The 25650-nt window shown below is 71.6% G+C and carries 19 protein-coding genes and 1 pseudogene; 9 read left to right on the forward strand and 11 right to left on the reverse strand.

The annotated features are described in order from the left end of the window. The first annotated feature begins 88 nt into the window (after positions 1–88). Genes FHX80_RS30730 through FHX80_RS30740 form a run of 3 tightly spaced genes read left to right on the forward strand, consistent with a single transcriptional unit; the run spans position 89 to position 4361 of the window. Positions 89–1351 carry a glycosyltransferase gene (locus tag FHX80_RS30730; RefSeq protein ID WP_145767772.1) on the forward strand — a complete coding sequence of 421 codons (1263 nt, stop codon included), beginning with the start codon at positions 89–91 and terminating at the stop codon, positions 1349–1351. After that, positions 1348–3120, forward strand: coding sequence for a lipopolysaccharide biosynthesis protein (locus FHX80_RS30735; protein WP_244318688.1), 1773 nt, complete (start codon positions 1348–1350; stop codon positions 3118–3120). Before FHX80_RS30730 ends, FHX80_RS30735 begins: the two co-directional genes overlap by 4 nt. Further along, a complete protein-coding gene (locus FHX80_RS30740) occupies positions 3117–4361 on the forward strand; it encodes an MATE family efflux transporter (protein ID WP_145767773.1) in 1245 nt (414 codons plus the stop codon). Before FHX80_RS30735 ends, FHX80_RS30740 begins: the two co-directional genes overlap by 4 nt. Here the strand turns inward: FHX80_RS30740 and FHX80_RS30745 are convergent. Continuing rightward, complete coding sequence (locus FHX80_RS30745) at positions 4330–5844, reverse strand: hypothetical protein (RefSeq protein WP_375882028.1); 1515 nt, start codon at positions 5842–5844, stop codon at positions 4330–4332. The genes FHX80_RS30740 and FHX80_RS30745 overlap by 32 nt on opposite strands. Positions 5845–5948: 104 nt before the next feature. Between FHX80_RS30745 and FHX80_RS30750 the strand changes: the two genes are divergently transcribed. Then, the gene (locus FHX80_RS30750) at positions 5949–7109 is read left to right on the forward strand and encodes a glycosyltransferase (protein WP_145767774.1); all 1161 of its coding nucleotides are present in this window, start codon (positions 5949–5951) and stop codon (positions 7107–7109) included. Position 7110: 1 nt separating this feature from the next. Here FHX80_RS30750 and FHX80_RS30755 read toward each other — a convergent pair whose 3' ends face one another. Genes FHX80_RS30755 through gmd form a run of 5 tightly spaced genes read right to left on the reverse strand, consistent with a single transcriptional unit; the run spans position 7111 to position 14684 of the window. Beyond that, positions 7111–7938 carry a glycosyltransferase family 2 protein gene (locus tag FHX80_RS30755; RefSeq protein WP_145767775.1) on the reverse strand — a complete coding sequence of 276 codons (828 nt, stop codon included), beginning with the start codon at positions 7936–7938 and terminating at the stop codon, positions 7111–7113. Next, entirely contained in the window at positions 7935–8648 is a 714-nt protein-coding gene (locus tag FHX80_RS30760) for an Rv1352/Rv1906c domain-containing protein (RefSeq protein ID WP_145767776.1), read from the reverse strand. Before FHX80_RS30760 ends, FHX80_RS30755 begins: the two co-directional genes overlap by 4 nt. Continuing rightward, on the reverse strand, positions 8645–10900 hold the full coding sequence (locus FHX80_RS30765; RefSeq protein WP_145767777.1) for a LamG domain-containing protein: 2256 nt from the start codon (positions 10898–10900) through the stop codon (positions 8645–8647). Before FHX80_RS30765 ends, FHX80_RS30760 begins: the two co-directional genes overlap by 4 nt. Beyond that, the gene (locus FHX80_RS30770) at positions 10900–13674 is read right to left on the reverse strand and encodes a LamG-like jellyroll fold domain-containing protein (RefSeq protein ID WP_145767778.1); all 2775 of its coding nucleotides are present in this window, start codon (positions 13672–13674) and stop codon (positions 10900–10902) included. The genes FHX80_RS30765 and FHX80_RS30770 overlap by 1 nt, the downstream gene beginning before the upstream one ends. Continuing rightward, positions 13671–14684, reverse strand: coding sequence for a GDP-mannose 4,6-dehydratase (gene gmd / locus FHX80_RS30775; RefSeq protein WP_145767779.1), 1014 nt, complete (start codon positions 14682–14684; stop codon positions 13671–13673). Before gmd ends, FHX80_RS30770 begins: the two co-directional genes overlap by 4 nt. Positions 14685–14795: 111 nt before the next feature. Here gmd and FHX80_RS30780 point away from each other — a divergent pair, with 111 nt between their 5' ends. Then, positions 14796–15779, forward strand: coding sequence for a GDP-L-fucose synthase family protein (locus FHX80_RS30780; RefSeq protein WP_145767780.1), 984 nt, complete (start codon positions 14796–14798; stop codon positions 15777–15779). 99 nt (positions 15780–15878) lie between these two features. On the opposite strand, the gene FHX80_RS30785 is transcribed toward FHX80_RS30780, so the two are convergent. After that, entirely contained in the window at positions 15879–17381 is a 1503-nt protein-coding gene (locus FHX80_RS30785; protein ID WP_145767781.1) for an exopolysaccharide biosynthesis polyprenyl glycosylphosphotransferase, read from the reverse strand. 418 nt (positions 17382–17799) lie between these two features. Here FHX80_RS30785 and FHX80_RS30790 point away from each other — a divergent pair, with 418 nt between their 5' ends. Then, entirely contained in the window at positions 17800–19059 is a 1260-nt protein-coding gene (locus FHX80_RS30790; RefSeq protein WP_145767782.1) for an FAD-binding protein, read from the forward strand. 209 nt (positions 19060–19268) lie between these two features. Here the strand turns inward: FHX80_RS30790 and FHX80_RS30795 are convergent. Both FHX80_RS30795 and FHX80_RS30800 read right to left on the reverse strand, forming a co-directional pair. After that, positions 19269–19763, reverse strand: a pseudogene (locus tag FHX80_RS30795) (MASE1 domain-containing protein); the annotation flags it as partial. Positions 19764–19877: 114 nt separating this feature from the next. Beyond that, on the reverse strand, positions 19878–20711 hold the full coding sequence (locus FHX80_RS30800) for a PP2C family protein-serine/threonine phosphatase (RefSeq protein ID WP_145767783.1): 834 nt from the start codon (positions 20709–20711) through the stop codon (positions 19878–19880). Positions 20712–20984: 273 nt separating this feature from the next. Here FHX80_RS30800 and FHX80_RS30805 point away from each other — a divergent pair, with 273 nt between their 5' ends. Next, positions 20985–21284 (forward strand): DUF1876 domain-containing protein, encoded by a 300-nt coding sequence (locus tag FHX80_RS30805; protein ID WP_145767784.1) that lies wholly within the window; start codon positions 20985–20987, stop codon positions 21282–21284. 94 nt (positions 21285–21378) lie between these two features. Further along, on the forward strand, positions 21379–21999 hold the full coding sequence (locus FHX80_RS30810; RefSeq protein ID WP_145767785.1) for a DUF6629 family protein: 621 nt from the start codon (positions 21379–21381) through the stop codon (positions 21997–21999). A 107-nt stretch (positions 22000–22106) separates the two neighbouring features. Here FHX80_RS30810 and FHX80_RS30815 read toward each other — a convergent pair whose 3' ends face one another. Continuing rightward, complete coding sequence (locus tag FHX80_RS30815) at positions 22107–23807, reverse strand: acyl-CoA dehydrogenase family protein (RefSeq protein WP_145767786.1); 1701 nt, start codon at positions 23805–23807, stop codon at positions 22107–22109. A 58-nt stretch (positions 23808–23865) separates the two neighbouring features. Next, on the reverse strand, positions 23866–24477 hold the full coding sequence (locus FHX80_RS30820) for a TetR/AcrR family transcriptional regulator (RefSeq protein ID WP_145767787.1): 612 nt from the start codon (positions 24475–24477) through the stop codon (positions 23866–23868). A gap of 462 nt (positions 24478–24939) precedes the next feature. Here FHX80_RS30820 and FHX80_RS36150 point away from each other — a divergent pair, with 462 nt between their 5' ends. Then, positions 24940–25593, forward strand: a complete 654-nt coding sequence (locus FHX80_RS36150) for a lamin tail domain-containing protein (protein ID WP_244318690.1) — start codon at positions 24940–24942, stop codon at positions 25591–25593. Positions 25594–25650: the final 57 nt, after the last annotated feature.

Raw genomic sequence — 25650 nt, forward strand, 5'->3', positions numbered from 1 at the left:
CACTTGCTCATCTCGTGAACGGATAAGCTCACTTTTGGGGCTGTTCCTTGGGGGAACACAGATGGCTCCGGGGGAGGGCGATCATCCGATGCCAGACGAAGACCAGCACAGACCGTTCCAGCACCGCCGTCTGCTGGTGGTCTCGACGAACTACGCACCGGAGCTGACCGGAATCGGCCCGTACGCCGCGCAACTCGCGGAGCACTGGGCCGCGTCCGGGGCCGAGACCCATGTGCTGACCGGGATGCCGCACTACCCGTCCTGGCGGACCGAGCCGGAGTACCGGGGCGTGTGGCGGACCGATGAGGACCGCTCGGGGGTGACGGTCCACCGGCGAAGACACTATGTGCCGAGCCGTCAGAGCGCCCTGCGCAGAGCCGCCTTCGAGGCATCGGTCCTCGCGCACGGCCTGATCTCACCGCCCGCCGTGCGGGCGGACGCGGTGATCTCCCAGATGCCGAGCCTCGCGGGCGGCGTCCTGGGCGCCCGGCTGGCCCGTCGCCACCGGGTCCCGTACATACCCGTCGTGCAGGACCTGATGGGCGCCGCCGCGGCACAGAGCGGCATCCGCGGCGGCGGCAGGGCGGCGGCGGTGGCATCCGCGGCCGAACGGTACGCACTGCGTGCCGCCTCGCTCGTCGGCGTCATCCACGAGAGCTTCGTCCCGCGTGTCACCGCCTACGGAGTCGATCCCGGACGCATCCGTCTGGTCCCCAACTGGACCCACGTACAGGCCCCTTCGGCCGACCGCGCAGAGACGAGGGCGCGCCTCGGCTGGCGCGAGGGCACCCCGGTGGTCCTGCACTCCGGCAACATGGGACTCAAACAGGGCCTGGAGGTCCTCGTCGACGCGGCCCGGCTCGCCCCGGGGATACGCATCGTGCTGATGGGCGACGGCAACCAGCGCGAAGCCCTGCTGGCCCGCGCGGCCGGACTGCCCAACCTCGACTTCCTGCCGGCGGCCGGGGCGGACGAGTTCACCGACGTCCTGGCCGCCGCCGACGTCCTCGCCGTGACCCAGCGCGCATCCGTGCTCGACATGAGCGTGCCCTCCAAACTGACCTCGTACTTCGTCTCGGGCCGCCCCGTCGTCGCCTCGGTGGCCGACGAAGGCGGCACCGCCCAGGAGGTTCAGCGCTCCGGCGCCGGACTCCTCGTCGCCCCCGAGGACCCGGCCGCGGTGCTGGCGGCCGTCCGCAAACTCGTCGAGCAGCCCGCCGCCGCCGACGAACTCGGCGCCAACGGACCCCGCTACGTGGCACGTCACCTCAGCCGGGAAGCCGGTCTCGCCCGCTTCGACGCACTGCTCACCGAGGTCCTTCACGACGCCCAAGGGAGACCACGCCGATGACCCAGCCGATCCGTGCCCTGGAGGATCAGGACGAACCCGCACTGCTGCGGGACCAGTTCCGCCAGCTCCTGCGCTACCGCGCCCTGCTCGCGTGCGGTGTGGTCGTCGGACTGCTCGGCGGCGGCTGGCTGGCCCTGAGCGGCGAGGACACCTACAGCTCCACCGGCGAGGTGTCCGTACGCTCGGCCACCTCGGACCCGTTCGCCGCGGGCGCCTCGGCCGACAAGGGCATCAACATCGGCTCCGAACGCCAGACCGCCGTCAGCGACGCCGTGGGCACCGTCGCCGTCGGCTCGCTGGTCAAGCACGGCGACCGGGTGGAGGTAGGAAAGCTGCTGACCGGCCTCCAGGTCACCAACCCGCCCAACACCCTGGTGCTCAAGTTCTCCTACACCGCCCGCAGCCCCGAACAGGCCAGGGCCAGGGCCCAGGCACTCGCCGAGGCGTACCTGGAGATCCGCAGGGAGCGCACCGAGAACAGCATCGACAACATGGTCGACGGCTACCGCGCCCAGCTGAAGCCGCTCACCGAACAGCGCGACCGGCTGGCCGAGCAGACTACCGGCACCGTCGGCAGCGACGTCACCAGCGCCCGCGCCAACCTGATCGTCGCCATCTCCGAACTGAGCCAGAAAATATCGGAGTTGCGCGCCCTCGACACCACACCCGGCTATCTGAACACGAAGCCGGTCGCGCCGGAGCACCCCACCGGCGCGGGACTGCCCCTGCTCCTCGGACTCGGCGGCGTCGTCGGACTCGCGCTCGGCCTGCTGCTCTCCTGGGTACGGCTCGTCTTCGACCCGGCCGTCCGCTCCACCCGGGAACTCGTCCGCTCGCTCGGCGCCCCGCTGCTCGGCACCCTGCCCAGGGAACGCGCCGCTGCGGGCCGGCTGCTCGCCATCGGGCGCGGCGGCAGCCGGCTGGCCGAGGAGTACCGGGCGGTGGCCTTCCGGCTCGCGTACGACCCCTCGTTCGCCGAGCGCCGGCGGGTCCTGGTCACCGCGCCCCGCGGCGACAACGACATGGCCGCCGCCGCCGCGGTCAACCTGGCGGCAGCCTTCGCCGAGATGGGGCGTGACGTCCTGCTGGTCGAAGCCGATCTGCGCACCCCGTCACTGGCCAGGGACCTCGGTGCCGCGGCGCAGGGCGGCCGGCCACGCTGGGCCGCGGAGCGCGACGAGCGGGGCTGGCCCTCGGACAGCCGCACCAACGTGGACGTGCCCGGATCGGGGGCCTTCACCCTGATCGCGGGCCGCCGGATGGACAACGTGCCGCGCGCCCTCACCTCCGCGCCCGTCGGCCGGATCGTCGCCGAGGGCGGCCGGCCCGGAGCCGTCGTCATCGTGCTGGCCCCGCCCATCCTCTCGTACGCCGACGCCGTCGCGCTCATCGACCGCGTCGAGGGCGTCGTGGTGGTCTGCGACCCGCGCGAGGTGCACCGCAGCGACCTGGAGCGGATCCGCGAGATCATCGGCGCCGCGGGCGGATCGGTGCTCGGCACCCTGCTGCACCCCGGCCACGGACGGCTGGAGCGCCGGGCGCGCAGGAAGGCCGCCAAAAGCCGTGCCCGCAACCGGCAGACACCCGGACAGGGACGGGACGAGCAGGACGGCCACGGACAGCCGGACGGACCCGACCGGACCGACGGCGGGCGCACGGGCGACCCCACCGAGACACTCGGCCTGCGCACCCTGGACAGCGGCACCCGGCACAGCGGCAACGGGCACAACGGCGACAGCGACCACAGCAGCACAGCCGGACGCCGATGAAGGCACGCACCGCGATCGTCTGCTCGGTCGCGGACCAGGGGGTGGCGGCACTCACCAACATCCTGGTCCTGGTGGTGGCGGCCCGGCTCTCCACCGTCGCCGACTTCGCCCGGTTCTCCGGCGTCTATCTGGTCTTCACCGTGCTGCTCGGCGTCTTCGGCGCCTACACCGGACAGCCGCTGGTGCTGCGCCGCGGAGCGAGCGACGAGACACGCGGCGCCTGCCGGTCGGCGGTCGCCTTCACCCTGCTCGTCTCGGCCGCACTCGGCGGCCTGCTCGCCGCCGTCTGTACTGTCCTGCCGGGGGACACGGCACGGGCCCTGATGATGCTGGGCATCGTCCTGCCCGTCGTCCTCGGACAGGACACGGCCCGCTACGCCTTCGCCACGCTCCAGGCGCAGCACCTGGCCCTGGCCGCGGACACACTCCGGCTGGTCTGCGTGCTCGGCGCGCTGGCCGTGCAGCCGCACGGCGCGTCCGCCGCCCGGCTCGTCACCGTCTGGGGCCTGTCCGCACTGCCCGCACTCCTGCTGTCCGCCACCGTGCTGTACCGCAGGACGGCCGGCACCTCCGTGCGACTGCGGCCCCTGCTGCGGCGCGGGCACCTCGGCCGGAGGTTCGTCGTCGAGTTCGCCGTGGGCAACGCGACCAGCCAGCTTTCCGTGCTCGGCCTGGGCGTGGTCGGCAACCCCCTCGTGGTCGGCGCGCTGCGCGGCGCGACCACGCTCTTCGGCCCGCTGAACGTGCTGTTCACCTCGGCCACCGGCTTCGGCCCCCCGTTGCTCGGACGGCTCGCCACCGACCGGCTCAGGGTGCGGGCCACCATCGCCCTGGCCGCAGTCCTGGCGGCGACCGCCGCCGGCTGGGCCACCGTCCTGGCCCTGCTGCCCGGATCGGCGGGCCGCCATCTGCTCGGCGACACCTGGCCCACGGCGGCGGCGCTGCTGCCCGCGACCGGCGGCCAGTACGCGGCGATGGCCGTCGGCACCTGCGGACTGCTGGCGCTGAGACTGCTCGACCCCCGCACCACGCTCTCCATCCAGGTGGTCTTCTCGCTCGCCTCGGTCGCTTTCCTGACCGGCGGCTATGTGCTCGACGGGGTCCCGGGCGCCGCCTGGGGCCTGTGCCTGGGCTCCGTCTGCAAGGCGATCGCCACCTGGACCCGGGTGGCGCGGCTGACCCGTCCCGGCGCGGCGGGGCGGGCCCCGGTCAGTGCGACCGCCGTCCGCTCCGGTCCCTGAAGCTCGTGACCAGCAGCAGACACAGGGCGGCGATGGCCAGCTTCCCGGCCGCCTGCAACAGCGGGCCGCGCAGCAGGATGAAGGTGTACCCCGCGATCAGCGGAGCCGCGATGGCAAGGATGCTGCCGGACCCCGGACCGTCCCGGGAGACCGCCCGCGCGTGCCGGCGGTCGGTGCGCGCGGCCGCGTACCCGATCACGGCGAAGCCGCCGATCATGCCCGGGGCTCCGAAGTCGACCCAGAGCTCGGTCCACAGCGGCGCCGAGAGGTTGGTCATGTTCATCCCCATCCACTGCCCGACCCGTACCCCGGTGTCCTGCGGCTTTCCGCTCCACGCCGACCGGGGCACGAAGAAGAAGGCGGAGCCCGCCAGTTGGCGGCCGTAGGTGTGGCCCCGGGTGCCGACCCAGGAGATGGTGTTGGCGAACATGACTGTCTGGTCGTAGTCCTTGGTGGCCAGCGGCTCGAAGACCGAGGACGACTGCACCGGCCGGTACCCGGAGTCGTCGTAGCGGAACCGGTCGGCGTACGGGAACAGCACCAGTGCCCCGATCACGCCCATGGCCAGCACCGAGCGGTACATCGCCGCGCCGGCCGGGAACGCGGTGAACAGCAAGGAGACCAGCACCGTCAGGAACCAGTAACGGGCGTTGGAGACGGGGTTGTTCACGACCAGGTTCACGATCAGCAGCGCGAACCAGACCAGCACGGTGGACGGCGAGCGGCGGGCCCGGCGCGAGGTCACCAGCCGCCGGGTGTAGAAGAGGAGCGCCAGCAGGGCCGGAACCGTACCGAACCCCTTGAGGAACGCCGACCCCACATTGGACTCGCCGGACATCACCCCGCTGTCCGCGACCGAGGCGCTGATCTCCTGTCTGCTGGAGAAGAAGACCGCGGGCCCGCCGAGCTTCAGCACGTAGTAGCCGCTCGCCGCGAACGCCAGCAGCACCAGCAGCCGAAGCCGGACCGGATGCGCGGTTGCAGGAGCGCCGCCCCCGCGCGCGGCGGTACGCCCGCGCAGCGGACGCCGGGAGGCCAGCAGCGCCCCGAGGTCGAACGCGGCGCACCCCACCAGGACGAGCGCGACCGCGGTCACCAGGTCGGAGCGCGGCCCGACCATCGGCGTCGGGGTCTGCCCGATGACGGCCTGGGCGAACGGGGCCACCCCCATCGCGATGTACACGAACATCCAGAAGACGCCCTGCAGCAGCCGGCGCCGGGTGGAGAGGATCATGGTCGCCAGTCGCGCCCCCGAATAGCACGTCAGCACCAACTGCAGCCAGTACGCGGTGTCCCGGACCCCGGTACCTGCCTGCGCGGCGATCAGCGCAGGCAGGAAGCAGACCAGGCCGAGGATGAGCGGAACGGCCATCGCGCGCGACAGCATCGCCCAGGACATGGGCTTGGCCGGTGGCTCGGCCGGACGGCGCGGTCCGCCCTCCCGGACGGGAGCGGACGGCGTCGCCCCGTGCACGGACGTCATCTCTTCCCCGTTCCGTGATCCTGTGAACACTCTAACGAATCAACCCACTTGGGGCGATGCGATGACTAGTCTGTGAACTGCTGCCGAGGTCGAGGGGAACCCTGGTGAAGATCCTGCACGTCGTCACACTGCACACCCCGGACCACGCCTTCGGCGGTCCGACCCGGGTGGCCCTGAATCTCTCGAAGGTCCAGCGGGCCGAGGGGGACGACGCCCGCATCATGGCCCTGGGTGACGGCTTCGACGGCCCGCTGCCGTCCCGGGTGGAGGGGGTGCCCGCCCACCTCTACCAGGCCCGCCATCTGCTGCCGATGTTCGAGGTCAGCGGCATCACCTCGGGGCCGCTGCTGCTGGCCGCGCGCCGGATGATGCGCGGCGCCGACGTCGTCCACGTCCACCTGATGCGCGATCTGGTGACGCTGCCCGCCGCGCTGCTGGCGCTGGCCTCCGGAACCCCGCTGGTCGTACAGACGCACGGCATGGTGGACCCCACCGAGAAGCGGGTGGCGCAGCTGACCGACCTGCTGGGCGTTCGGAGGGTCCTGCGCGGCGCGGACGCGGTGCTGCACCTCACCGAGGCCGAGCGGATCGATGTGAACGCCGTCGCGGCCCCGGTGGAGCTCACCCGGACCGTACGCCTGGTCAACGGCGTGCGGCCGCAGGAGCGAAAGCCCGACCGGGACCCCGCGCGACCGCCCACGGTGCTCTTCCTCGCCCGGATACAGGAGCGCAAACGCCCGGAGGACTTCGTCGCCGCGATGCCGGAGGTCCTGGCCGAGCACCCGGACGCCCGGTTCGTGCTGGCGGGCCCGGACACCGGGGCACTCGACGGGACGCTCCGGCTGGCCCGCAGGCTGGGCGTGCTGGACTCGCTCGACCACGTCGGACCGCTCGGCCACGAAGAGGTGCTGGCGGCGGGGCGGCAGGCCGATGTGTACGTCCTTCCGTCGATCGAGGAACCCCTCGGTGTCTCGGTCCTCGAAGCGATGTCCGTCGGCACCCCCGTGGTCATCACCCGCACCTGCGGCCTCGGACCCGACGTGGCGAAGGCCGGGGCGGGCCGGGTGATCGACAGCAGGGTCGGCGAGGACGCGGCCAATGCGGGGAAGGTCGCACGGGCCGTCCTGGAACTGCTGGAGCCGAAGGCCAACGCCGAGGCCGGGCAGGCCGCCTGGGAGCTGGTCGGTGACCACTTCACCATCGACGCCGTGACCCGGACGCTCCGGCGGACCTACGAGAACGTGGTCCGCCGGAAGCGCCGGTGACTCAAGAAGCTGACGCCCCACGCGACTTCAGGGCGATCTGCCACCGGTAGAAGCTCATCGCCAGGGCGAAGTCCAGGCCGGCCCGCCCGTCCAGGAAGCCCCGCCGGTACACGTACATGTACGCGAAGGACACCAGCGGTTTGAACGGTGCCTTGTGGAACAGCTGCCCCTGACGGGACTTGACCCTGCGGACCTGCTCCTTGACCTCGGGGTGATGCTCCAGCCACGCCTCCCAGTCCGAGTACCGGTTGTGCCGCTCGAACCAGGCGGTCACCGGGTCGAGATCCTGATGCTCGATCGGGTTACGGAGTGTTCCCGCGCTCACCGCGACCGGCTGGTAGTGGCCCTCGACCTCACCGATGCCGGGGGCATCGAGATCGCCCACCTCCGGATACCGGCTGCGGGTCCGGTCGGTCAGCGACCGCTTGCGGATGGTGTAGCCGTGCCGCAGCCGCTTCCCGGAGAACCAGTAACCCAGCGGGATGTCGTACGCGGCGGGCCTCGGCGCGTCCGGGTCGGCGAAGACCTGCCGCAACTCGGCCAGCAGACCGGGGCTCAGCCGTTCGTCGCCGTCGAGCAGCAGGATCCAGTCCAGGTCCGTGCGGACATGGTCCAGGCACCACTGCTTCTTGCGCGGATGCCCGCCGTCCCAGGTGTACATGACGACCTCGGCCCCGCACTCCGCGGCGATCTTCGCCGTGTCGTCCGTACTGTGCGAGTCGACCACCACGACCGCCTCGAAGTGGCCGAGGACCGACTTCACCGCCTCGGCGATGTTGAGCCCCTCGTTCTTCGTGGGGATGGCCACGGCTATCGGCAGCCTGTTCATCCGTTGCCTCCTTCGGGCAGCCAGGCGTAACAGCCTGTGGAGGTGAAGGCGCGGGCCGCCACCGGGATCGTGATGCGGCTGCGCTTCCCGTCGCCGGACGAGCCCGACGCCAGGACCTTGCCGTTCGCCCCGGTGATCTCCCAGCCGCAGTTCTTCGTGGGTGCGACATCGCGGTAGCGGCCCGGCCGCAGCCGCGCGCCCTTGTACGTGCCGTCGGGGTACGCCAGCGAGGCCTGCTCCACGAGCTCCTTGTGCTGCGTGCACAGGTGTCCGGCGGCGGGCTCGGCATCGGCGATCTCGCCCGTGGCCACGGCGCCGACCGCGATGTCCCGGTCGACCTTGACCAGATACGTCAGCCGGTCGCAGGTCTCCTGTCCGCTCTGGAGCACCGCCGCCGGGTCCATGCCCTTGGGCACCCGGTCGACCAGGTACTTCTTCTGCTTCTTGGTGAACGTGCCTGTGGCCGGGGTGAGTTCGACGGTGGGTGTCTTCGGCGGCTCACTGGAGCGCGAGGCCCGCGGACCGGCCGGGGCCGCGCCCGGCCCCGCGGAGCCGTCCGGGCTCGCGGGCGCGCCGGCCACCGGCCCCGCCGAGGCCGCAAGGCCGGCGCCGGCCGTCTTCTCCCCGCCTCCGTCGGAGGAGGAGCCGCAGGCGGCCAGCGCCGCCGTCGTGATCACGACGACGGCGCCGGCCAGGAACGGATGTCTCATCCACCTGTCCTCAGGGCGTAGTGGGCACTGACCTGGGCCGCGGTCAGCGCGGTCGGGTACACGGCGGTCTCGTCGATCTGTCCGGCGAAGAAGTCGCTCGTCGGACGGTTCGGCCAGGTCGCCAGGTTGTCCCCGCCCACCCGCCAGTAGCCGGTGTAGTTCTCGTTCGTGGTGTACAGCGCGTTCGAGACACGGAGCTGTCCGTCCACGTACAGGGCCATGCCGCCTGAACCCTGGGTCGCGACGACGTGGTGCCAGGCACCGTCGTTGTAGGCCGTGGATGTGCTGACGGTCCGGCCGCCGCCGTCGTGGGTGCCGAAGGTGAGGCGCCCGTTGTTGAGCATGTACACATGCTTGTCGTACTGGCCGCTCACTTCCATGGTCTTGCTGCCGAAGCCGATGATCTTCCCTCCCCGGATCGTCGTCGTCTTGATCCAGGTCTCCACGGAGAACTTCGTGGCCTGGGCGTGGCTCCGGTTGCTGTACGCGTACTGAGTGGTCCCGTTGAACCCGATGGCGGTCGAGGGCCCGGCCACGGCGGCCGGGGTCTGCCGATAGGAGGGCGCGTTGCGCAGGAAGCCGTTGTCCAGACCCGCTCCCGTGTCGGCGGCGAAGGTAGACGTGCCCTCGTCGTAGCGCCAGTACAGGGTGGCGCCGTCGGACAGCACCCTGGCCGGGTAGCTCTCGGCCTTCGACGCCACGATCGCGGTCACCGCGGGTGACTTGGCGCTGGTGTTGATGCCGTCGCTCGCACTGATCCGGTAGGTGTGCGTCTCACCCGGTGCGACGTCGGTGTCGGTCCATCGCAGCTGCGGGCGGTCCCAGAACACGGAGTAGCCCGTCGTGGTGTGGACGGGTGTGCTCGCGCCGTCCCGGTAGACGCGGTAGATCAGCTCCCCGTCGTCCGTGTCGAAGCTCGTCTGCCAGTTCACGTCCACCTTGTTCGGGGCGACCGTGGAGACGCTCACGTTGGGCACCCACGGGGCCCCGGTGTCGGGGCCGTCGGCGAAGCGGGTCAGCCCCTGCTGCGGTGAGCTGTTGACGGTGGTGAACTCGCCGCCCACCCACAGGTAGTGATGCCCGCCGCTGTCGGTCTGCGCCATCACCCGGGGGCCGACCGGCTCCCCGATCCCGTCATTGGTGTCGGGGAACCACGGAAGCAGCTTGGGGTCGTCGACGGACTGCGCCAGCAGATGCTTGCGCGGCTGGTCCGGGAACTCACCCATCGAGGCGCAGTCATGAGCGTGACTGCCGCTGTAGAGCACCCCCTTGTGCACCAGGACGGCCTGTGTGGCACCGAGACAGGTGTCCCGCCACACCTGCTGGAAGGTGGTCAGGTCAACGGCGATCCGGCCGTCGAAGACACCACCCCCGGTGCCCTCGTTGGCGGTGTAGAACTTGGTGGCGTCCGTGGTGAGGTCCTGCACCGTCGAGGTGTTCGGGATGAAGCCCGGGTAGCTCTTGTCCAGGGCGCCCGTCGTCGCGTTCACCACCGCGAGGGCGTGCGACGCGGTGCCGTTGACGGTGAAGAAGTCGCCCCCGATCACGACGTGCTGCCCATCGGGAGTGACCTCTACGGCCCGCCCCACCTCGTCCGTGTTGGCCGTCCACGGCTTCAGCGCGGCGCCCGTGGTGACCGCGGCGAACTTGTTGCGGGTCTGCCCCGCGACACTGTTGAAGTCACCGCCGAGATAGACCGTGTCGCCGGTGACGGCAAGGGCCCGGACGGTCGCGGAGACGGCGATCTTGAAGTTCGTGCGCGGGGTGCAGGTCGCCGTGTCGATGGCCACGATGTTACTGACGCCGACCCCGTTCACCGAACCGAACTGGCCTCCCGCGTAGAGGGTTTTGCCGTCGGGGGAGAGGGTGAGGGCCCGCACGGTCGCGGTTCCCGAGGAGAGGGTGAACGACAGGCTGCAGCCGGTCGGCGCACCGGTCGCGGCGTCGAACGCGGCGAAGTTCACCGCGGGCTGTTCGGACGATCCGGCAGGCGCGCCCGGCGGCCGTACGGTGGAGAAGGTGCCGCCCGTGTAGACGACCCCGTCGTCCGACGCGGCCATCGACCAGACGATGCCGTTGGTCTGCCAGGTGGAGAGATTGTCGGCGGTGAGCGAGACCGGCGCGGTGAGCGCTGTGGCCGGGGAACCCCCGGCAGCGGCGGCGCTCAGCGCCCCGGCGAGCAGGCCGAGCGCGGCGGCCGCGGCCCGTACCCGGCCACGTCCACGGGATCTGCGCCCCGTACTTTCGTTCATCATTCAGCTCCGAAGGTGAGAACGAGCTGCGGCCGGTGGGCCGCGGTTGCGACCTCGCTCGACCAGATGCGGAGAGAGTCCGTTCCGCCGCTGGTGAGGGCGAGTGAGTAGGAGGAGCCCAGGGCTCCGCCCAGCGCCGGCGCGTCCAGCTCCACCGCGTAGTCGGTGGAGACGGCGGTCGCGCCGGAAATGGTCCCGAGCACCGTCGCGGCGAGCGACGGCCGGGAGTTGTAGGTGACCGCCGACTCGGTCCACGCGCCGGTGACCGGCACGAGGGTGTGGCTGTCGGCCGAGCCCGCCGTGGGGTCCGACGAGGTACGGAAGGTGAGCCGGGCGCTCTTGAGTTCCTGCCCGGCCGGGGCGGCGGGCAGGTCGTACCGGAGGTAGCTCAGATAGGCCGTGGTGCCCCGGGAAGCGAGCTGGTTGTCGTCGTACGTGGTGTTCGCGGCGACGCTGTTGACGTACGCGTCCTCGGTCGGTGTCAGGGTGACGGTGGTGTCGCCCGGACCGGACGGGGTGTCCGCCAGATCATGGTGCGCGGCCACCTGCGCCGCGGTCAGCGCCGACGGATAGATCGCCGTCTCGTCGACCTGCCCCGCGAAGTAGGTGCTGGTGGGGCGGTTCGGCCAGCCGTTGGTCATGGCGTCCCCGCCGACCCGCCAGTACCCGTTGTACGAGCGGTTGCCGGCCGTGGGGTTGGAGCCGACGGACACGCCGTCCACGTACAGCCTCATGCCGGACGGTCCCTGGGTGGCCACCGCGTGGTGCCAGGCGTTGTCGTTGTACGAGGCGGCCGAGGTGACGGTGGGGCGGCTGCTGGTGCTGCCGACCTGGACACCGAAGGTGAGGCGCCCGTTGTCGGTGAGGTACAGGAGCTTGTCGGAGATCCCGCTGGTGTGCCCCTGCGCGCTTCCGATGTTGTTGCCGTAACCGACGATCCGGCCGCCCCGGCCCGTGTCGGTGCGGAACCAGGTCTCGATGGAGTACGGGGTCGGCGACGTGTAGTGGTGCAGCCGGTCACTGTAGACGTACTCGTCGGTGCCGTTGAGGGCGAGCGCCGCGGAACCGGCCACGGCGGACGGCGTCGAACGGTACGAGGGCGCGTTCATGTACACGCCGCCGTCTTCGTTGTCCGAGGCATCGGCGGCGAACGCGCCGCCCGCCTCGTCGTAGCGCCAGTACAGATCCGCCCCGTCGGCCAGTACCCGCTGCGCGTACGGACTCGACGAAGCGGCCGCGGTGACGGAGAAACTGGGGCTGAGCGCACTGGTGTTGGTGCCGTCGCTCGCCGTGATCCGGTACGAGTAGCTCCGCCCCGCCACGACATCGGTGTCGGTGAACGTGAACTGCGGCCTGCTGAAGAAGAGCGAGGAACCGGTCATGGTGCGGACGGGCGTCGAGCCGCCGTCGCGGTATACCCGGTAGGTGAGCAGGCTGTCGTCCAGGTCCAGGCTCGCCCGCCAGCTGACCCGCACCTCACCGGCCCGCGGCGCCGAAAGGCTCACCACGGGTACGGAGGGCGCCCCGGTGTCCGGGGCGTTGGCGAACCGGGTCAGGGCCTGCTGCGCCACCCCGTTGACGGTCGTGAACTCCCCGCCCACCCAGAGGAAGTCGCGGCCGCCCCGCGACGAGACGGTCAGGGCACGCGGCCCCACCGGTTCACCGATGCCGTCATTGGTGTCCGGGAGCCAGCCCAGCATGGCCGGATCGTCGACCGACTGGGCGGTGAGGTGCTTGCGGACCTGGTTGGGGAACCCGCCCATGGTCGAGCAGTCGTGGACATGGCTGCCCGCGTAGAGCACCCCCCGGTAGACCCGCAGGGCCTGCGTGGCGCCCTGACAGGTGTCCCGCCAGCGCTGGTCGAAGGTGTCGAGCCCCATGGCCAGACGGCCGTCGAAGGAGGCGCCGCCGGCACCCTCACCACCGACGTACCAGCCGTTGGACGCGGTGTCGGTGATGATGTCCTTGATCACGGCGGAGGACGGGATGAAGTTGCCGGTGTAGGCACGGGTCAGCGCGCCCGAAGCGGCGCTGGTCACCGCGAGGGCGTGAGAGTTCGTGCCGCCCACGGTGAAGAAGTCGCCGCCGATCAGCACGTTCTGCCCGTCCGGGGTGACCTTCAGGGTCCTGCCCGGATCATCGACGTCCGGGTTCCAGCCGGTCACCGCACCGGCGGCCGTGACCGCGCCGAAGAAGCGGCGGGTCCGGCCGTTGAGGCTCTGGAAGTCGCCGCCGGCGTAGACGGTTCCGTCTGCCGCCACGTCCAGCGCCCGCACGGTCGCCCCGAAGTTCGGTGCGAACCCCGGGCGCAGCGTGCAGTTGCCGGTGTTGATGGCGACCAGGCCGTTGGCGCCCGTCCCGTTGACCGCGTTGAAGTAGCCGCCCGCGTACAGCGTGGACTTGTCGGGCGAGACCGCGAGCGCCCGCACGGTCGAGGTGCCGCTGCTCCGGGTGAAGGAGAGCGAGCAGCCGGTGGGTGCGCCGGTGGCCGCGTCGAACGCGGCGAAGTTGACCGCGGAGGTGGTGTTGCCGCCCGCGGGGGAGCCGGCCGGGCGCACACCGGTGAACGTGCCTCCCGCGTAGACGACGCCGTTCGCCTCGGCGAGCGACCAGACGATGCCGTTCGTCTGGTACGTGGCGAGGCTGTCGGCGGTGAAACCGACGGGCGGAGTCAGCGCGGCGGCCGGGGGAGCGGTGACCCCGGACACGGTGAGGACCCCGGCCGCCAGGGAGAGCACCGCGGCGAACACCCCGCCACGTCCGGGGCGGCTCACCGGTCGACCCGCACGGCGGCCCCGGTGAGCTGGTCGGCCAGCTGCCGGACATCGGCGTCGACCATGATCCGGGCCAGCTCCCGCGATTTCACGGCCGGCTTCCAGCCGAGCTGTTCCGCCGCCTTGGACGCGTCCCCGATCAGCGCGTCGACCTCGCTGGGCCGCTCGTACTTCGCGTCGTACCGGACGTGGTCGCGCCAGTCCAGACCGGCGTGCTCGAAGGCGTACTCCAGGAACTGCCGGACGCTGACCCCCTCACCGGTGGCCACCACGTAGTCGTCCGGGGCGTCGCACTGGAGCATCCGCCACATCGCGTCGACGTACTCGGGGGCGTAACCCCAGTCGCGCACCGCGTCCAGGTTCCCCAGGTGCAGATGCGTCTGCAGGCCCGCCTTGATCCGGGCCACCCCGCGAGTGATCTTCCGGGTCACGAATGTCTCGCCGCGACGCGGGGACTCGTGGTTGAACAGGATCCCGTTGACCGCGAACATCCCATACGCCTCACGGTAGTTGACCGTCGACCAGTACGAGTAGACCTTCGCGACGCTGTACGGGCTGCGCGGATGGAACGGCGTCCGCTCGCTCTGTGGCGGCGGGTTGGCGCCGAACATCTCCGAGGAGGACGCCTGGTAGACACGGGTGTCGATGCCGCTGGCGCGCACGGCCTCCAGGAGGCGGATCGTGCCGAGCCCGGTGATGTCACCCGTGTACAGCGGGGCGTCGAAGGAGACCCGGACATGCGACTGCGCGCCGAGGTTGTAGACCTCGTCGGGCCGGATGTCGCGCAGCAGGTTCACCAGGGCGACACCGTCGGCGAGATCGGCGTGATGCAGGACGAAGGAGCGGTTCTCCTCCTCGGGACCCTGGTAGATGTGGTCGATCCGCTCGGTGTTGAAGCTCGACGAACGGCGGATGAGTCCATGGACCGTGTATCCCTTTTGGAGCAACAGTTCGGACAGGTACGAACCGTCCTGTCCGGTCACGCCGGTGATGAGCGCGGTCTTCGCCACGTCTCCCCCTTCTGTGGTCGCCGAGAGGCTGTTGGCCGACGAAATTTCAGAGTTTGAGCGATCTGCGGTAAAACGTCACCGCGACATGGAGCTGCTGGCACAATCCGAGCCATGACGACTGATCTCCCCGGCCCTTCCCAGGAATCCGTCCCGTCCCTGCTACGTCCCGGCGCCCGTGTGTTCGTCGCCGGCCATCGCGGTCTGGTGGGCTCGGCGGTGGTGCGCCGACTCACCGCCGAAGGCCACGAGGCGATCACTCGCGGCCGTGACCACCTGGACCTGCATGATGCCGAGCGGACCGCGGCCTTTCTGCGGGACGCGCGTCCGGACGCCGTGGTGTTGGCCGCCGCCAAGGTCGGCGGGATCATGGCCAACAGCACGTATCCCGTGCAGTTCCTGGAGGACAATCTGCGGATCCAGCTGAGCGTGACAGCCGGGGCGCACGCGGCGGGCGTCGAGCGGCTGCTCTTTCTCGGCTCGTCCTGCATCTACCCCAAGCGCGCCCCGCAGCCCATCCCCGAGAGCGCCCTGCTCACCGGCCCGCTGGAGCCGACCAACGAGGCGTACGCGCTGGCGAAGATCGCCGGGATCGTGCAGATCCAGTCCTACCGCCGGCAGTACGGCGCCTCGTACATCAGCGCCATGCCCACCAATCTCTACGGACCGGGTGACAACTTCGACCTGGAGACCTCGCACGTCCTGCCCGCGCTGATCCGCCGCTTCCACGAGGCGCGGCGGAGCGGGGCGCCTGCCGTCACGCTCTGGGGCTCCGGAAGCCCCCGGCGCGAGTTCCTGCACGTCGACGACCTGGCAGCCGCCTGTGTACTGCTGCTGGAGCGATATGACGGTGACGAACCCGTCAACGTCGGCTCCGGAGCGGATCTGACGATCCGTGAACTCGCTTCGACAGTATCTGATGTGACGTCCTATCAGGGAATCGTCGAATGGGACACCGCCAAGCCGGACGGCACGCCGCGCAAGCTGCTGGACGTGTCCCGGCTGGCCGCCCTCGGCTTCGAACCGCGGATCGGGCTGCGTGAGGGAATCGCCAGGACGTACGCTTGGTGGCTCCAGCAGCAGGGCGCCCAGGTCTGACCGACGGCCGGGACCGGCCCTCCCGGCCGGGTGGGTGGACGCCTTCGCGCTGCCGCCCACCCGGCCCTCTCCCGCTCCTCGCATCTGCCGCCGCCGCTCTCAGTACGCCCCGCGGCCGTCGGTGACGGCGCGCAGCGTACGGGCCATGAGCCCCATGTCCGTGGCCACCGACCAGTTGTCCACGTACCACAAATCAAGCGATACGGTCTCCTGCCAGGACAGATCGGAGCGCCCGCTGACCTGCCACAGGCCGGTCAGTCCCGGTTTGACCGCGAGCCGTCTCAGCTCGCGCTCGTCGTAACGGGACACCTCGTCCGGCAGCGGTGGACGCGGTCCGACCAGGGACATGTCACCTCGTAGAACATTGAAGAGCTGGGGCAGTTCGTCGAGGGACGAGCGGCGCAGCAACCGGCCGACGCGGGTGACCCGGGGGTCGCGGCGCATCTTGAACATCGGGCCGTCGTTCTCGTTGGCCGCGGCGAGCCGCGCCCGGTGCTGTTCGGCGTCCGCGATCATCGTGCGGAACTTCCACATGGTGAAAGGCCGGTTGTGCTGCCCGTGGCGGATCTGCCGGTGGAAGACCGGTCCGCCGGAGGTGAGCCGGACCGCCGCCGCGACCAGCAGCAGCAGTGGGGCCAGTGTGAGCAGGCCGAGGGCGGCGCCGGTACGGTCCACCGCGGCCTTGAGCACGGGCTGCGGTCCGCGCCGCAGCGGCGGCACGATGTGCAGCAGAGTCAGTCCGGCGGCCGACGTCGGACGGACCCGGCCCACCGCGATCTCCGAGAGGTGCGACAGCACGGACAGTTCGAGTCCGCCGTCGTGAAGGCCCCAGGACAAGCATCGTAATCGCTCCTCGGCGAGCTCCGGCCCCGGTATCACCAGAGCCAGATCGGCGTCGTGCGCGAAGGCCGCGCCCAGCACCGTCGAGGCGTCGTCGTCGGCAGGCGCCGGCGCGAGCCGCCCCGGGACCGGGGCGTCGCAGTCCAGTGCCGTCGTTCCCACGGGTACGGCGGCCACCACGAGGTACTCGTGGTCCGAACGCGAACCGAGCAGTCGCACCGCCCGGTCCACCCCCGCGGCCTCGCCGACCACCAGCACCCGGCGGGGCGTCCGCCGTTTCCCCCACCGCGGCAGCTGAAGCACTCCGGACACGGTCGTGGCCGCCAACAGGCCGGGGATCAGTGCCACGACCGCCGCCGCCGGATCGATGGACCCGTCGGCCACCGTCCAGAGCACCGCCAGTACGCCGATGAGCAGCAACCAGTCCCCGGACGCGGTCAGCGCTCCCGCCGCGGGGCCGGGGGCCCGGAACGAGTACCGGCCGCGCGCGGCCCGCACCCCGGACCACACCAGCGCGGCCGCGGCCGCACCGGCCAGGGCCCCGGGCTCTCCGTCGGTGCGCAGGACGAGCCAGCCGGGAAGCCCGAGGCCGAACAGGTCGAAGCAGATGACGAGTGGCAGGTACCGGCCGGGCCTGTTCCTCGGCCCGGTCCGGGCGGAACGCTCGCGCTGTACGGTCGGGCCCTGCGGCAGCCGGTCGAACTTCTGGCTGCGAGGGCGGTTGGAAACGGTCCTTGGACGCGGCGCCCCCGCCAGTCCCACAGGTCCTGATATCTCGGATTCGGGTAGCTCGACATGCCCCATGAACCCCCCAGTCACAGTCGCATCTCCACAAACGGGGCGCATCCGCCGATCCTGTGGACTGACGGACGCGCCCTCGCTCGGTGCACGATATCCACACACGTGCCATTTCGCTGGAGTTCCAGTGAAGTTCAGACATGCGGTGTGAGCCGGAACTCGTCCCGTTCCGTGCTGGATCAAGGGTTCTGTGCGCGGGTGTCGGTATGTGGGACGCACCGGAATCGGGTGGTGTGCGGATATGTACCGCTCCTCAGTCAACCACCTTACGTGGCCGATTCGTTGGTCCGCGCTGCCTGCTCGCCGGACGGGTCCGGCGGGCCGTCTGGGAGAATGCACCGCCGGGGGACTTCGCCCGGCCACGAGTGAAAGAGGACGCACGGTGACTCCCGCGGAGAAGAACTGGGCCGGCAACGTCACGTTCGGGGCGAGGCGACTGTGCGTGCCCCGCTCGGAGGCCGAACTGCGGGAGACGGTGGCCGCTTCCGGCGCGGTGCGTGCCCTGGGCACCCGGCACTCCTTCAACACCGTCGCCGACACCTGCGGGGACCTCGTGTCGGTGGCCGGTCTGCCGCGCGTGGTCGAGATCGACCCGGCGGCGGGAGCGGTGACGGTGAGCGCGGGGCTCCGCTTCGGCGAGTTCGCCGACGAGCTGAACGGGAGCGGCTTCGCCCTGCACAACCTGGGTTCGCTCCCGCACATCTCGGTGGCCGGCGCCTGCGCTACCGGAACCCATGGCTCGGGTGTCGGCAACCGGTCGCTCGCGGGAGCCGTCCGGGCACTGGACATGGTCACGGCGGACGGCGGGACCGTGTCGCTGCGGCGTGGCGACACGGACTTCCCCGGAGCGGTGGTGTCCATGGGGGCGCTGGGCGTGGTGACCCGGCTGACGCTGGACATCGTCCCGGCCTTCGACGTACAGCAGTGGGTCTACGAGGACCTTCCCGAGTCCCGGCTGACCGGCGGTTTCGACGAGGTGATGTCGGCCGCGTACAGCGTCAGCGTCTTCACCGACTGGCGCCCCGGACCGGTCGGCCAGGTATGGCTCAAGCAGCGGGTGGGGAGTGGGGGAGTGCGGCAGGCGCCCGGCGAGTGGCTGGGCGCACGGCTCGCCGACGGCCCGCGCCATCCGATCGCCGGTATGCCGGCCGGTAACTGCACCCGGCAGCAGGGCGCCGCCGGAGCCTGGCACCGGAGGCTGCCGCACTTCCGGCTGGAGTTCACCCCCAGCAACGGGGACGAGCTGCAGTCGGAGTACTTCGTGGCGCGGGAGGACGCCGCAGCCGCCTACGAGGCCGTGGCCCGGCTCCGCGACCGGATCGCCCCACTGCTGCAGATCTCCGAGATCCGTACCGTCGCGGGTGACGACCTCTGGCTGAGCCCCGCGTCCGGCAGGGACTCGGTGGCCTTCCACTTCACCTGGGTACCGGACACCGCGGCGGTGGCACCGGTGCTCGGGGAGATCGAGGAGGCGCTGGCGCCGTTCGGCGCGCGGCCGCACTGGGGCAAGGTGTTCACCACCGCCCCCGATGTCCTGCGCACGCTGTACGGGCGGTACCCGGACTTCGAGAAGCTGATGGCCCGCTACGACCCGGCCGGCACCTTCCGCAACGACTTCCTGGACCGGCACTTCCCGCGCTGACCCCGGCACTTCCCGCACCGGCCCCGCCGCTTCCCGCACCGGCCCCGCCGCTTCCCGCACCGGCCCCGCCGCTTCCCGCACCGGCCCCGCCGCTTCCCGCACCGGCCCCGCCGCTTCCCGCACCGGCCCCGCCGCTCCCCGTGCTGCGCCGGCGCTTTCCGAGGCGGCCCGGTGTGGCGGCCCCGTTCGGCGGCCCCGCGCGGCGGGGGTCAGCGCCGCTCGCGCTCGTCGCTCGCCCGGGACGGCCACACCGCCGCCGACCGGCCCGGTGCGAGCTGGTCCACCACCTCGGTCGGCTCCCCGCAGGCGCGCTCGATCCGGCGGCGGACGTTCTGCTTCTCGGCGACGACGGCGGCCAGCAGCAGCGAGGTCAGCGCCACGGCTCCGTTGAGAACCGTGAGGTTGACCATCACCTCGACCATGCCGTGGCCGGCGAACGGACCCAGCCGGTCCGTCCCCGCGACCACCGCCAGGACGGACACCAACAGGGCGCACGGCGCGCTGCCCGCCAGCTGGAACCGCAGCGCCGCCCAGATGAGGATCGGGAACACCAGACAGAGCATCGACAGCGCACTCCGGGTGGCCAGCAACGAGGCCGCGACCGCGACGACCAGCAGCGCACCGGCCTCGACCCATCGGTCGGTCACCCGGGGCATCCGCGCCGTGAGCAGCACGACCAGTACCAGCGGGGTGACCACGAGCACCGCAGGGGTGCCGCGGCCTTGCGCCGGTACTTCTCGCTGCGGATCACTGTTCTCATCAGACACCGGCCCCCGCCGGAGGCGGCCGCGTGACACGTACCGGCCCGGATCGCTCGGTCATCCGGGGGCGGCGGGGAACTCCTCGTGCCGCAGGACGAGCACGGCGGCGTCGTCCTGGTGCCCGGTACGCTCCGCCGTCCTCAGGATCGCGTCGGCCAGCTCGCCCGCGTCGTCACCGACCCGGGAGCGCACCAGCCGGACCACGGCGTCCATCCCGTCGTCGATCGAGTAGGACGGCCCCTCGATCACCCCGTCGGTGAGCAGCACGAAGGCCCCGGCGGTCGTGAGGTGCCGTGTGGTGACCGGGTACTCCTCACCGCTCTGGATCCCGAGCGGCAGACCGCCCTCGTCCTCGGTGGTGCCCGACAGCCCGTTCGCCGGGGCCCACACCGCGGCGACATGACCCGCCCGCGCACTCTGGAGCTCCCGGGTGAGCGGGTCGAGCCGGACGAAGGCACAGGTGGCGAGGAGGTCGGAGTCCACGGACAGCAGCAGTTCATTGGTCCGGCGCACCACTTCGCCCGGATCGGCCGCGGTGACGGCCGGCGCACGCATCGCGATCCGGATCTGGCCCATGAAGGCCGCCGCCTCGACGTCGTGTCCCTGTACGTCCCCGATGGCGAACGCGAGCGAACCGTCCGGGAGCCGGAACCCGTCGTACCAGTCGCCCCCGATGTCCAGACCGCTGCGGGCGGGCGTGTAGCGGGCGGCGGTCTGCAGCCCCGGCAGGGCGGGCAGGGAGGAGGGCAGCATCTCGCGTTGACTCACCTCGGCCAGTTCCGTCCGCGCCTGATGCCGCTCCACCTCGCGGCGCGCCCGGGAGGTGAGGTGCTGGAGCGTGGTCAGGAGTTCCTCGGAACTGGCCGAGTGGGGAGGACGACGCCGGTTCATGGACCGCTCCGCGGTGCGTGTGGTGGCGAGCCGCACTACAGGGTCTGTCGTGGCGGGACGATCCGGGAGGCACATGCCTCGGATTCGGTACGGGGCCGCGCGCCGACTGCTCCGGAACACGGCCCACGTCATCCTCATTCGGTGCGGGGATCCGCGCAGGACGAGCCGTTCGGGCGGCCGGGAACGCGCGCGGCGTGCCGATCGGGTGGATGCTGGGAGTGAACCCGTGTGGCGGCTGTCGAACGGCGGCCGGCGCGGGCTTGGAGGTGTGCGATGAGCCGGACGATGGAGTGGACGGTCCGCGTCGATCTGTCCGAGGAGGACGGCGCGACGAAGGCGGCGGCGGTGCTGGACACCGGCACGGCGAAACTCACCGGCCACGGGGTCGCCCATTGCAGCCCGCAGGATCCGGACGTTCCCACCATCGGCGACGAGCTCGCGGCGAGCCGTGCGATGCGCGATGTCGCGGCCCAGCTGATGAGCGTGGCCGACCGCGAACTCGGTGAGGCCGGCGCGGGGTCCGCGGACGGGCCCGTGCCGCCGCCGTACGCCTGGTCGGACGCGACGACCTGAGCCCGCCGCGTCAGTCCTCGCGCACGGCGCGGGGGTCGTAGCGTGCCCGGGGAGGAGACCGGTTCACGCGAACGAGAAACCCCCGGGTGACGCCATGTGCTGGAGCGCGACCGCCGATCTTGTCGCCGGCACCGCCGTCGCGGCGATCGGCGTGGCCTGTGTCGTACGGACGCGGCGGCTCCAGGACCTGCCGCTCGCCGCGCTCCCACTGCTGCTGGGCGCCCATCAGATCATCGAGTCCGAGGTGTGGCGCTCGGACGGCGGCACCGGCCCGGCCACCGTGGCCTGGGCCGTCATCGCGCTCCCGCTGCTGGCGCTGTGGGTGCCACTGGGCGTCCTGTGCGCGGCGCCGCCGCAGGCCCGGTGGCAGCTGGTGCTGCCGCTGGCGGCCGGAGCCGCGACGTCCGCCGCCCTCGGGTACAGCCTGGCCGTCCGGCCCGTGACCGCGCAGATCCGCGGGCACACCCTCGGCTATGTGCTCGACCTGCCCCGCCCGGGACTGCTCGTCGCGGGCTATCTCCTGGCCACCGTCGGATCGCTTCTGCTGTCCGGCGACCGGTGGCTGTGGTGGCTCGGGGTGCTGGCAGCGGGCGGGGCCGCGGTGTGCGCCGCCCTGTGGCGGTTGGAGTTCATCTCGACCTGGTGCGCGTTCGCCGCCGTGTGCTCGGTGGTCCTGCTCGGCTGGTCCGGGAGGCGCCCGGCCGACGCGGTGTGACAGACAGGGGCGGGCCCCGCGCCTCCGCATGGTCCGGCAACCCGAGGCACCGGCCTCACCCCCCGCCTCAGCCTCCCGCCTCAACCTCCAGCCTCAGCCCGTCGGCCTCACCCCTCGCCGAAGTGCCGGGCCACGATCGCGGCGGCGTCCGTGCCCCGCGGCAGGATCCCGTACTGGTGGCCGCGGGCCTCACCGAGCCGGGCCGCCACGAACGCCTCGGCCATCGGCGCGGGAGCGTGGCGCAGCATCAGCGAGGACTGCAGGGCCAGCGCCATGCCCTCGACCGTGGCGCGTGCACGGGTCTGCGCGGCGACCGGGTCGCGCAGGTCCTCGGCGAGGTCCCGCCGTACCCGGCCGATGTGCGCGTCCAGGACCGGGCTGGCTCCCGCCGTGCCCTCCAGCTCGGTCCAGAACGCCTCCAGCGACTGCGGGGTGCGGGCGATCCCGCGCAGCACGTCGAGCGCGATGACATTGCCCGAGCCCTCCCACACCGCCATCACCGGCTGCTCCCGGTAGCGGCGGGCCAGCGGCCAGTCCTCGGTGTAGCCGTTGCCGCCGAGGCACTCCAGCGCCTCGTAGGCGTGGTGCGGGCCCCGCTTGCAGATCCAGTACTTCGACACCGCGGTGGCCAGCCGGCGGAACATCGCCTCCGGCTCGCCGCCGCCGTCCTCGTACGCGTGGGCCAGCCGCATCGACGTCCAGGTGGCGGCCTCCGTCTCCAGTGCCAGGTCCGCGAGGACCGCGGTCATGGCCGGCTGGCCGGTCAGCCGCGCGCCGAACGCGCTGCGGTGGTGCGCGTGCCAGATCGCCTCGGACACCGACTGGCGCATGCCGGCGGTGGTGCCGAGCACACAGTCGAGACGGGTGTGGTTGACCATCTCGATGATGGTGGGCACACCCCGGCCCGGCTCGCCGACCCGCACTGCCCAGGTGTCGTCGAACTCCACCTCGCCCGACGCGTTCGACTTGTTGCCCAGCTTGTTCTTCAGCCGCTGGATGCGGATGGTGTTGCGGGCGCCGTCGGGCAGGACCCGCGGTACGAGGAAGCAGCCGAGGCCGGCCCCGTCCTGGGCCAGGACCAGGAACGCGTCCGACATCGGCGCCGAGAAGAACCACTTGTGCCCGGTGAGCAGATGGGCCCGGCCGTCCGGGTCGGAGGCCACCGGGACCGCCCTCGTGGTGTTGGCGCGCACGTCGGACCCGCCCTGCTTCTCCGTCATCCCCATGCCGAAGGTGAGCCCGGACTTGCTGCCCGGGGCGATCGGCCGGGGATCGTACGAACGGCTGAGCAGGCCGGGCAGCCAGTCCCGGCCCACCTCCGGATCGCGTTGCAGGACCGGGACCACGGCGTGCGACATCGACATCGGGCAGGCGTGCCCCGGCTCGATCTGGGCGAACAGCATGAAGGCCGCGGCCCGGCCCACGGCGGCGCCCGGTCCGGGGTCGGCCCACCCCCCGGTATGCGCGCCGTGCCGCACGGCCGCGCCCATGACCTCGTGATACGCGGGGTGGAAGTCGATCTCGTCGATCCGGTTGCCGTACCGGTCATGGGTGCGCAGAACGGGCGGGGAGGTGTGGGCGAGTTCGGCATCGGCCTGGAACGTCTCCGAGCCGACCAGCCGGCCGATTCCGTGCAGCTCCGGCTCGTGCCGGCCGGCACCGAACACGGCGACGGCCTCGGTGAGCGGCACATTGGTGCCGTACTCGTCGAGCCCGCTCCGGGGCGGCGCCTGGTTGGTGACCTCGTGCGTACGGTGCGCCGCGGCGGCCCCGGTGTGCGGGCCGGCCGGGTGTGCGGTGGTGGTCATGGCGGGATTCCTGTCTGCGTCCGGCGGCGGGCGGCGGCTGTTTCGGCGGGTGGCCGGGTCAATCGGCGGGGGATCCGACCGCCCTGAGGCACAGCGCGGTGATGCCCTCCACCACCGCGGTGGGGTCGGTCCGCTCGCCGACGGGGGACAGCGGACCGAGCAGCGCCTCGCCCACCGCCCCGATCAGGGCGGCGGCCGAGAGCCGCGGATTCTGCCCCGGCAGCTCACCCGTGGCGACACCCGCCGCGACGGCCGACTCGGCGAGCGCGTGATAGCCGCGCCGGTAGGTCAGCCGTTCCTGCTCGACGAGCGGGTCGACCGGCTCGGCCAGCAGCGCCCAGGCGGTACGCGGGCTGCGCAGCGCCCGGTACGAGAACGCCTCGACCAGGGCCCGCAGCTGTTCCGCCGCCCCGCTCCTGGCGTGCACCGCCTCCCGCACCGCGGCGAGCTCGTGATCGGCGACATGGCGGAAGACCGCGGCCAGCAGCTCCTGTTTGGAGGCGAAGTGGTTGTAGACGCTGCCGGTGGCGACACCGGCCCGCTCCGCGACGGCGGAAATGCCGGCCGCGGCGTAGCCGCCCTCGGCCAGCAGCTGCCTCGCGGAGTCCAGCAGCCGCTCCCGGCGGGCGAGCCGGGTCGCCTCGGTACGAGCGGTGGGTCGGTAGGCCACGATGTTCTGAACCTCGATTCATTACTTACCCTGCCACTCAACCACTCCCGGTCCGCCGGTGCAATCACTCGCTTCGCCCGATGTTCGAGAGAACTTGCGTGCACTCCTTCCCGGAGTAACGGAACGGGCATTCGGATGCGGCGGTGTGGCGGCTGTTACAGATTCCGGGTCCGGATCCGCGGCGCCCGTGCGGGCTTGCGGCGGAGGACGCGCCGGGGTGTCGGTCTCCGTCAACCCGGTGCCGTACGGCTGGATGCAGCGGACAGGAATTGACAGGTACCCGGACGGGTTCGGTGGGTGGCGCCTGCAGGCGTGTGTGACGGATATGTCATCACTTCGTAACACGTACCGGGGTGGTTTCCACTGATCGGGCAACAGCGCCAAAGTGTGCCTTCTCGGCATCACGCCGGGACCGAACAACGCCCGGACCGCACGGCCCGGGCCTGCATCTGAGGGGTCTTCATGTCCCGTTCCGCACGGCGGATCACCGCCACCGTTCTCGCTTCCGGCGCGCTTCTGGCCGCTGCCGCTCTTCCGGCGACCGCAGACGGTCGCGACCACGGCCGCGATCGTGACCGCGACCACGGCCACAGCCGCGACGATGGCCGCGACCACAGCCGCGATCATGGCCGTGACCAGGGCCACGGCCGCGACGATGGCCGTGACCAGGGCCACGGCCGCGACGATGGCCGCGATCACGGCCGCGATCATGGCCGCGACCACGGCCGCGACCACGGGCACAGCAAGCCGGCCCAGCGCTCGGCCGTCGTCCTGGGCAAGATCCAGTACGACAGCCCCGGCCGCGCCAACGGCTCGAACCGGAGCCTGAACGGTGAATGGGTCACGGTCACCAACACCGGCCGCAGCCCGGTCAACCTGCGTGGCTGGACGCTCAGTGACGAGAGCCGCCGCGTCTACCGCTTCGACCTGCGTCTGGCCGGCCGCTCCTCGGTGCGCGTGCACACCGGTGTCGGCCGTGACAACAGCCGCGATGTCTACCAGGACCTCCGCCACTACGTCTGGGACGAGAGCGACACGGCAACCCTCAGGGACGCGCACGGTCACAAGGTCGACTCGAAGTCCTGGGGCCGCCACCACCACGGCGGCCGCCGCTGACCGCTGACCGCCGCCCCCTGAACCCGGGGCCGCTGCCGGCTTCCTGACCGCGGCGCA

It is taken from the genome of Streptomyces brevispora (assembly GCF_007829885.1).
Lineage (GTDB): Bacteria > Actinomycetota > Actinomycetes > Streptomycetales > Streptomycetaceae > Streptomyces > Streptomyces brevispora.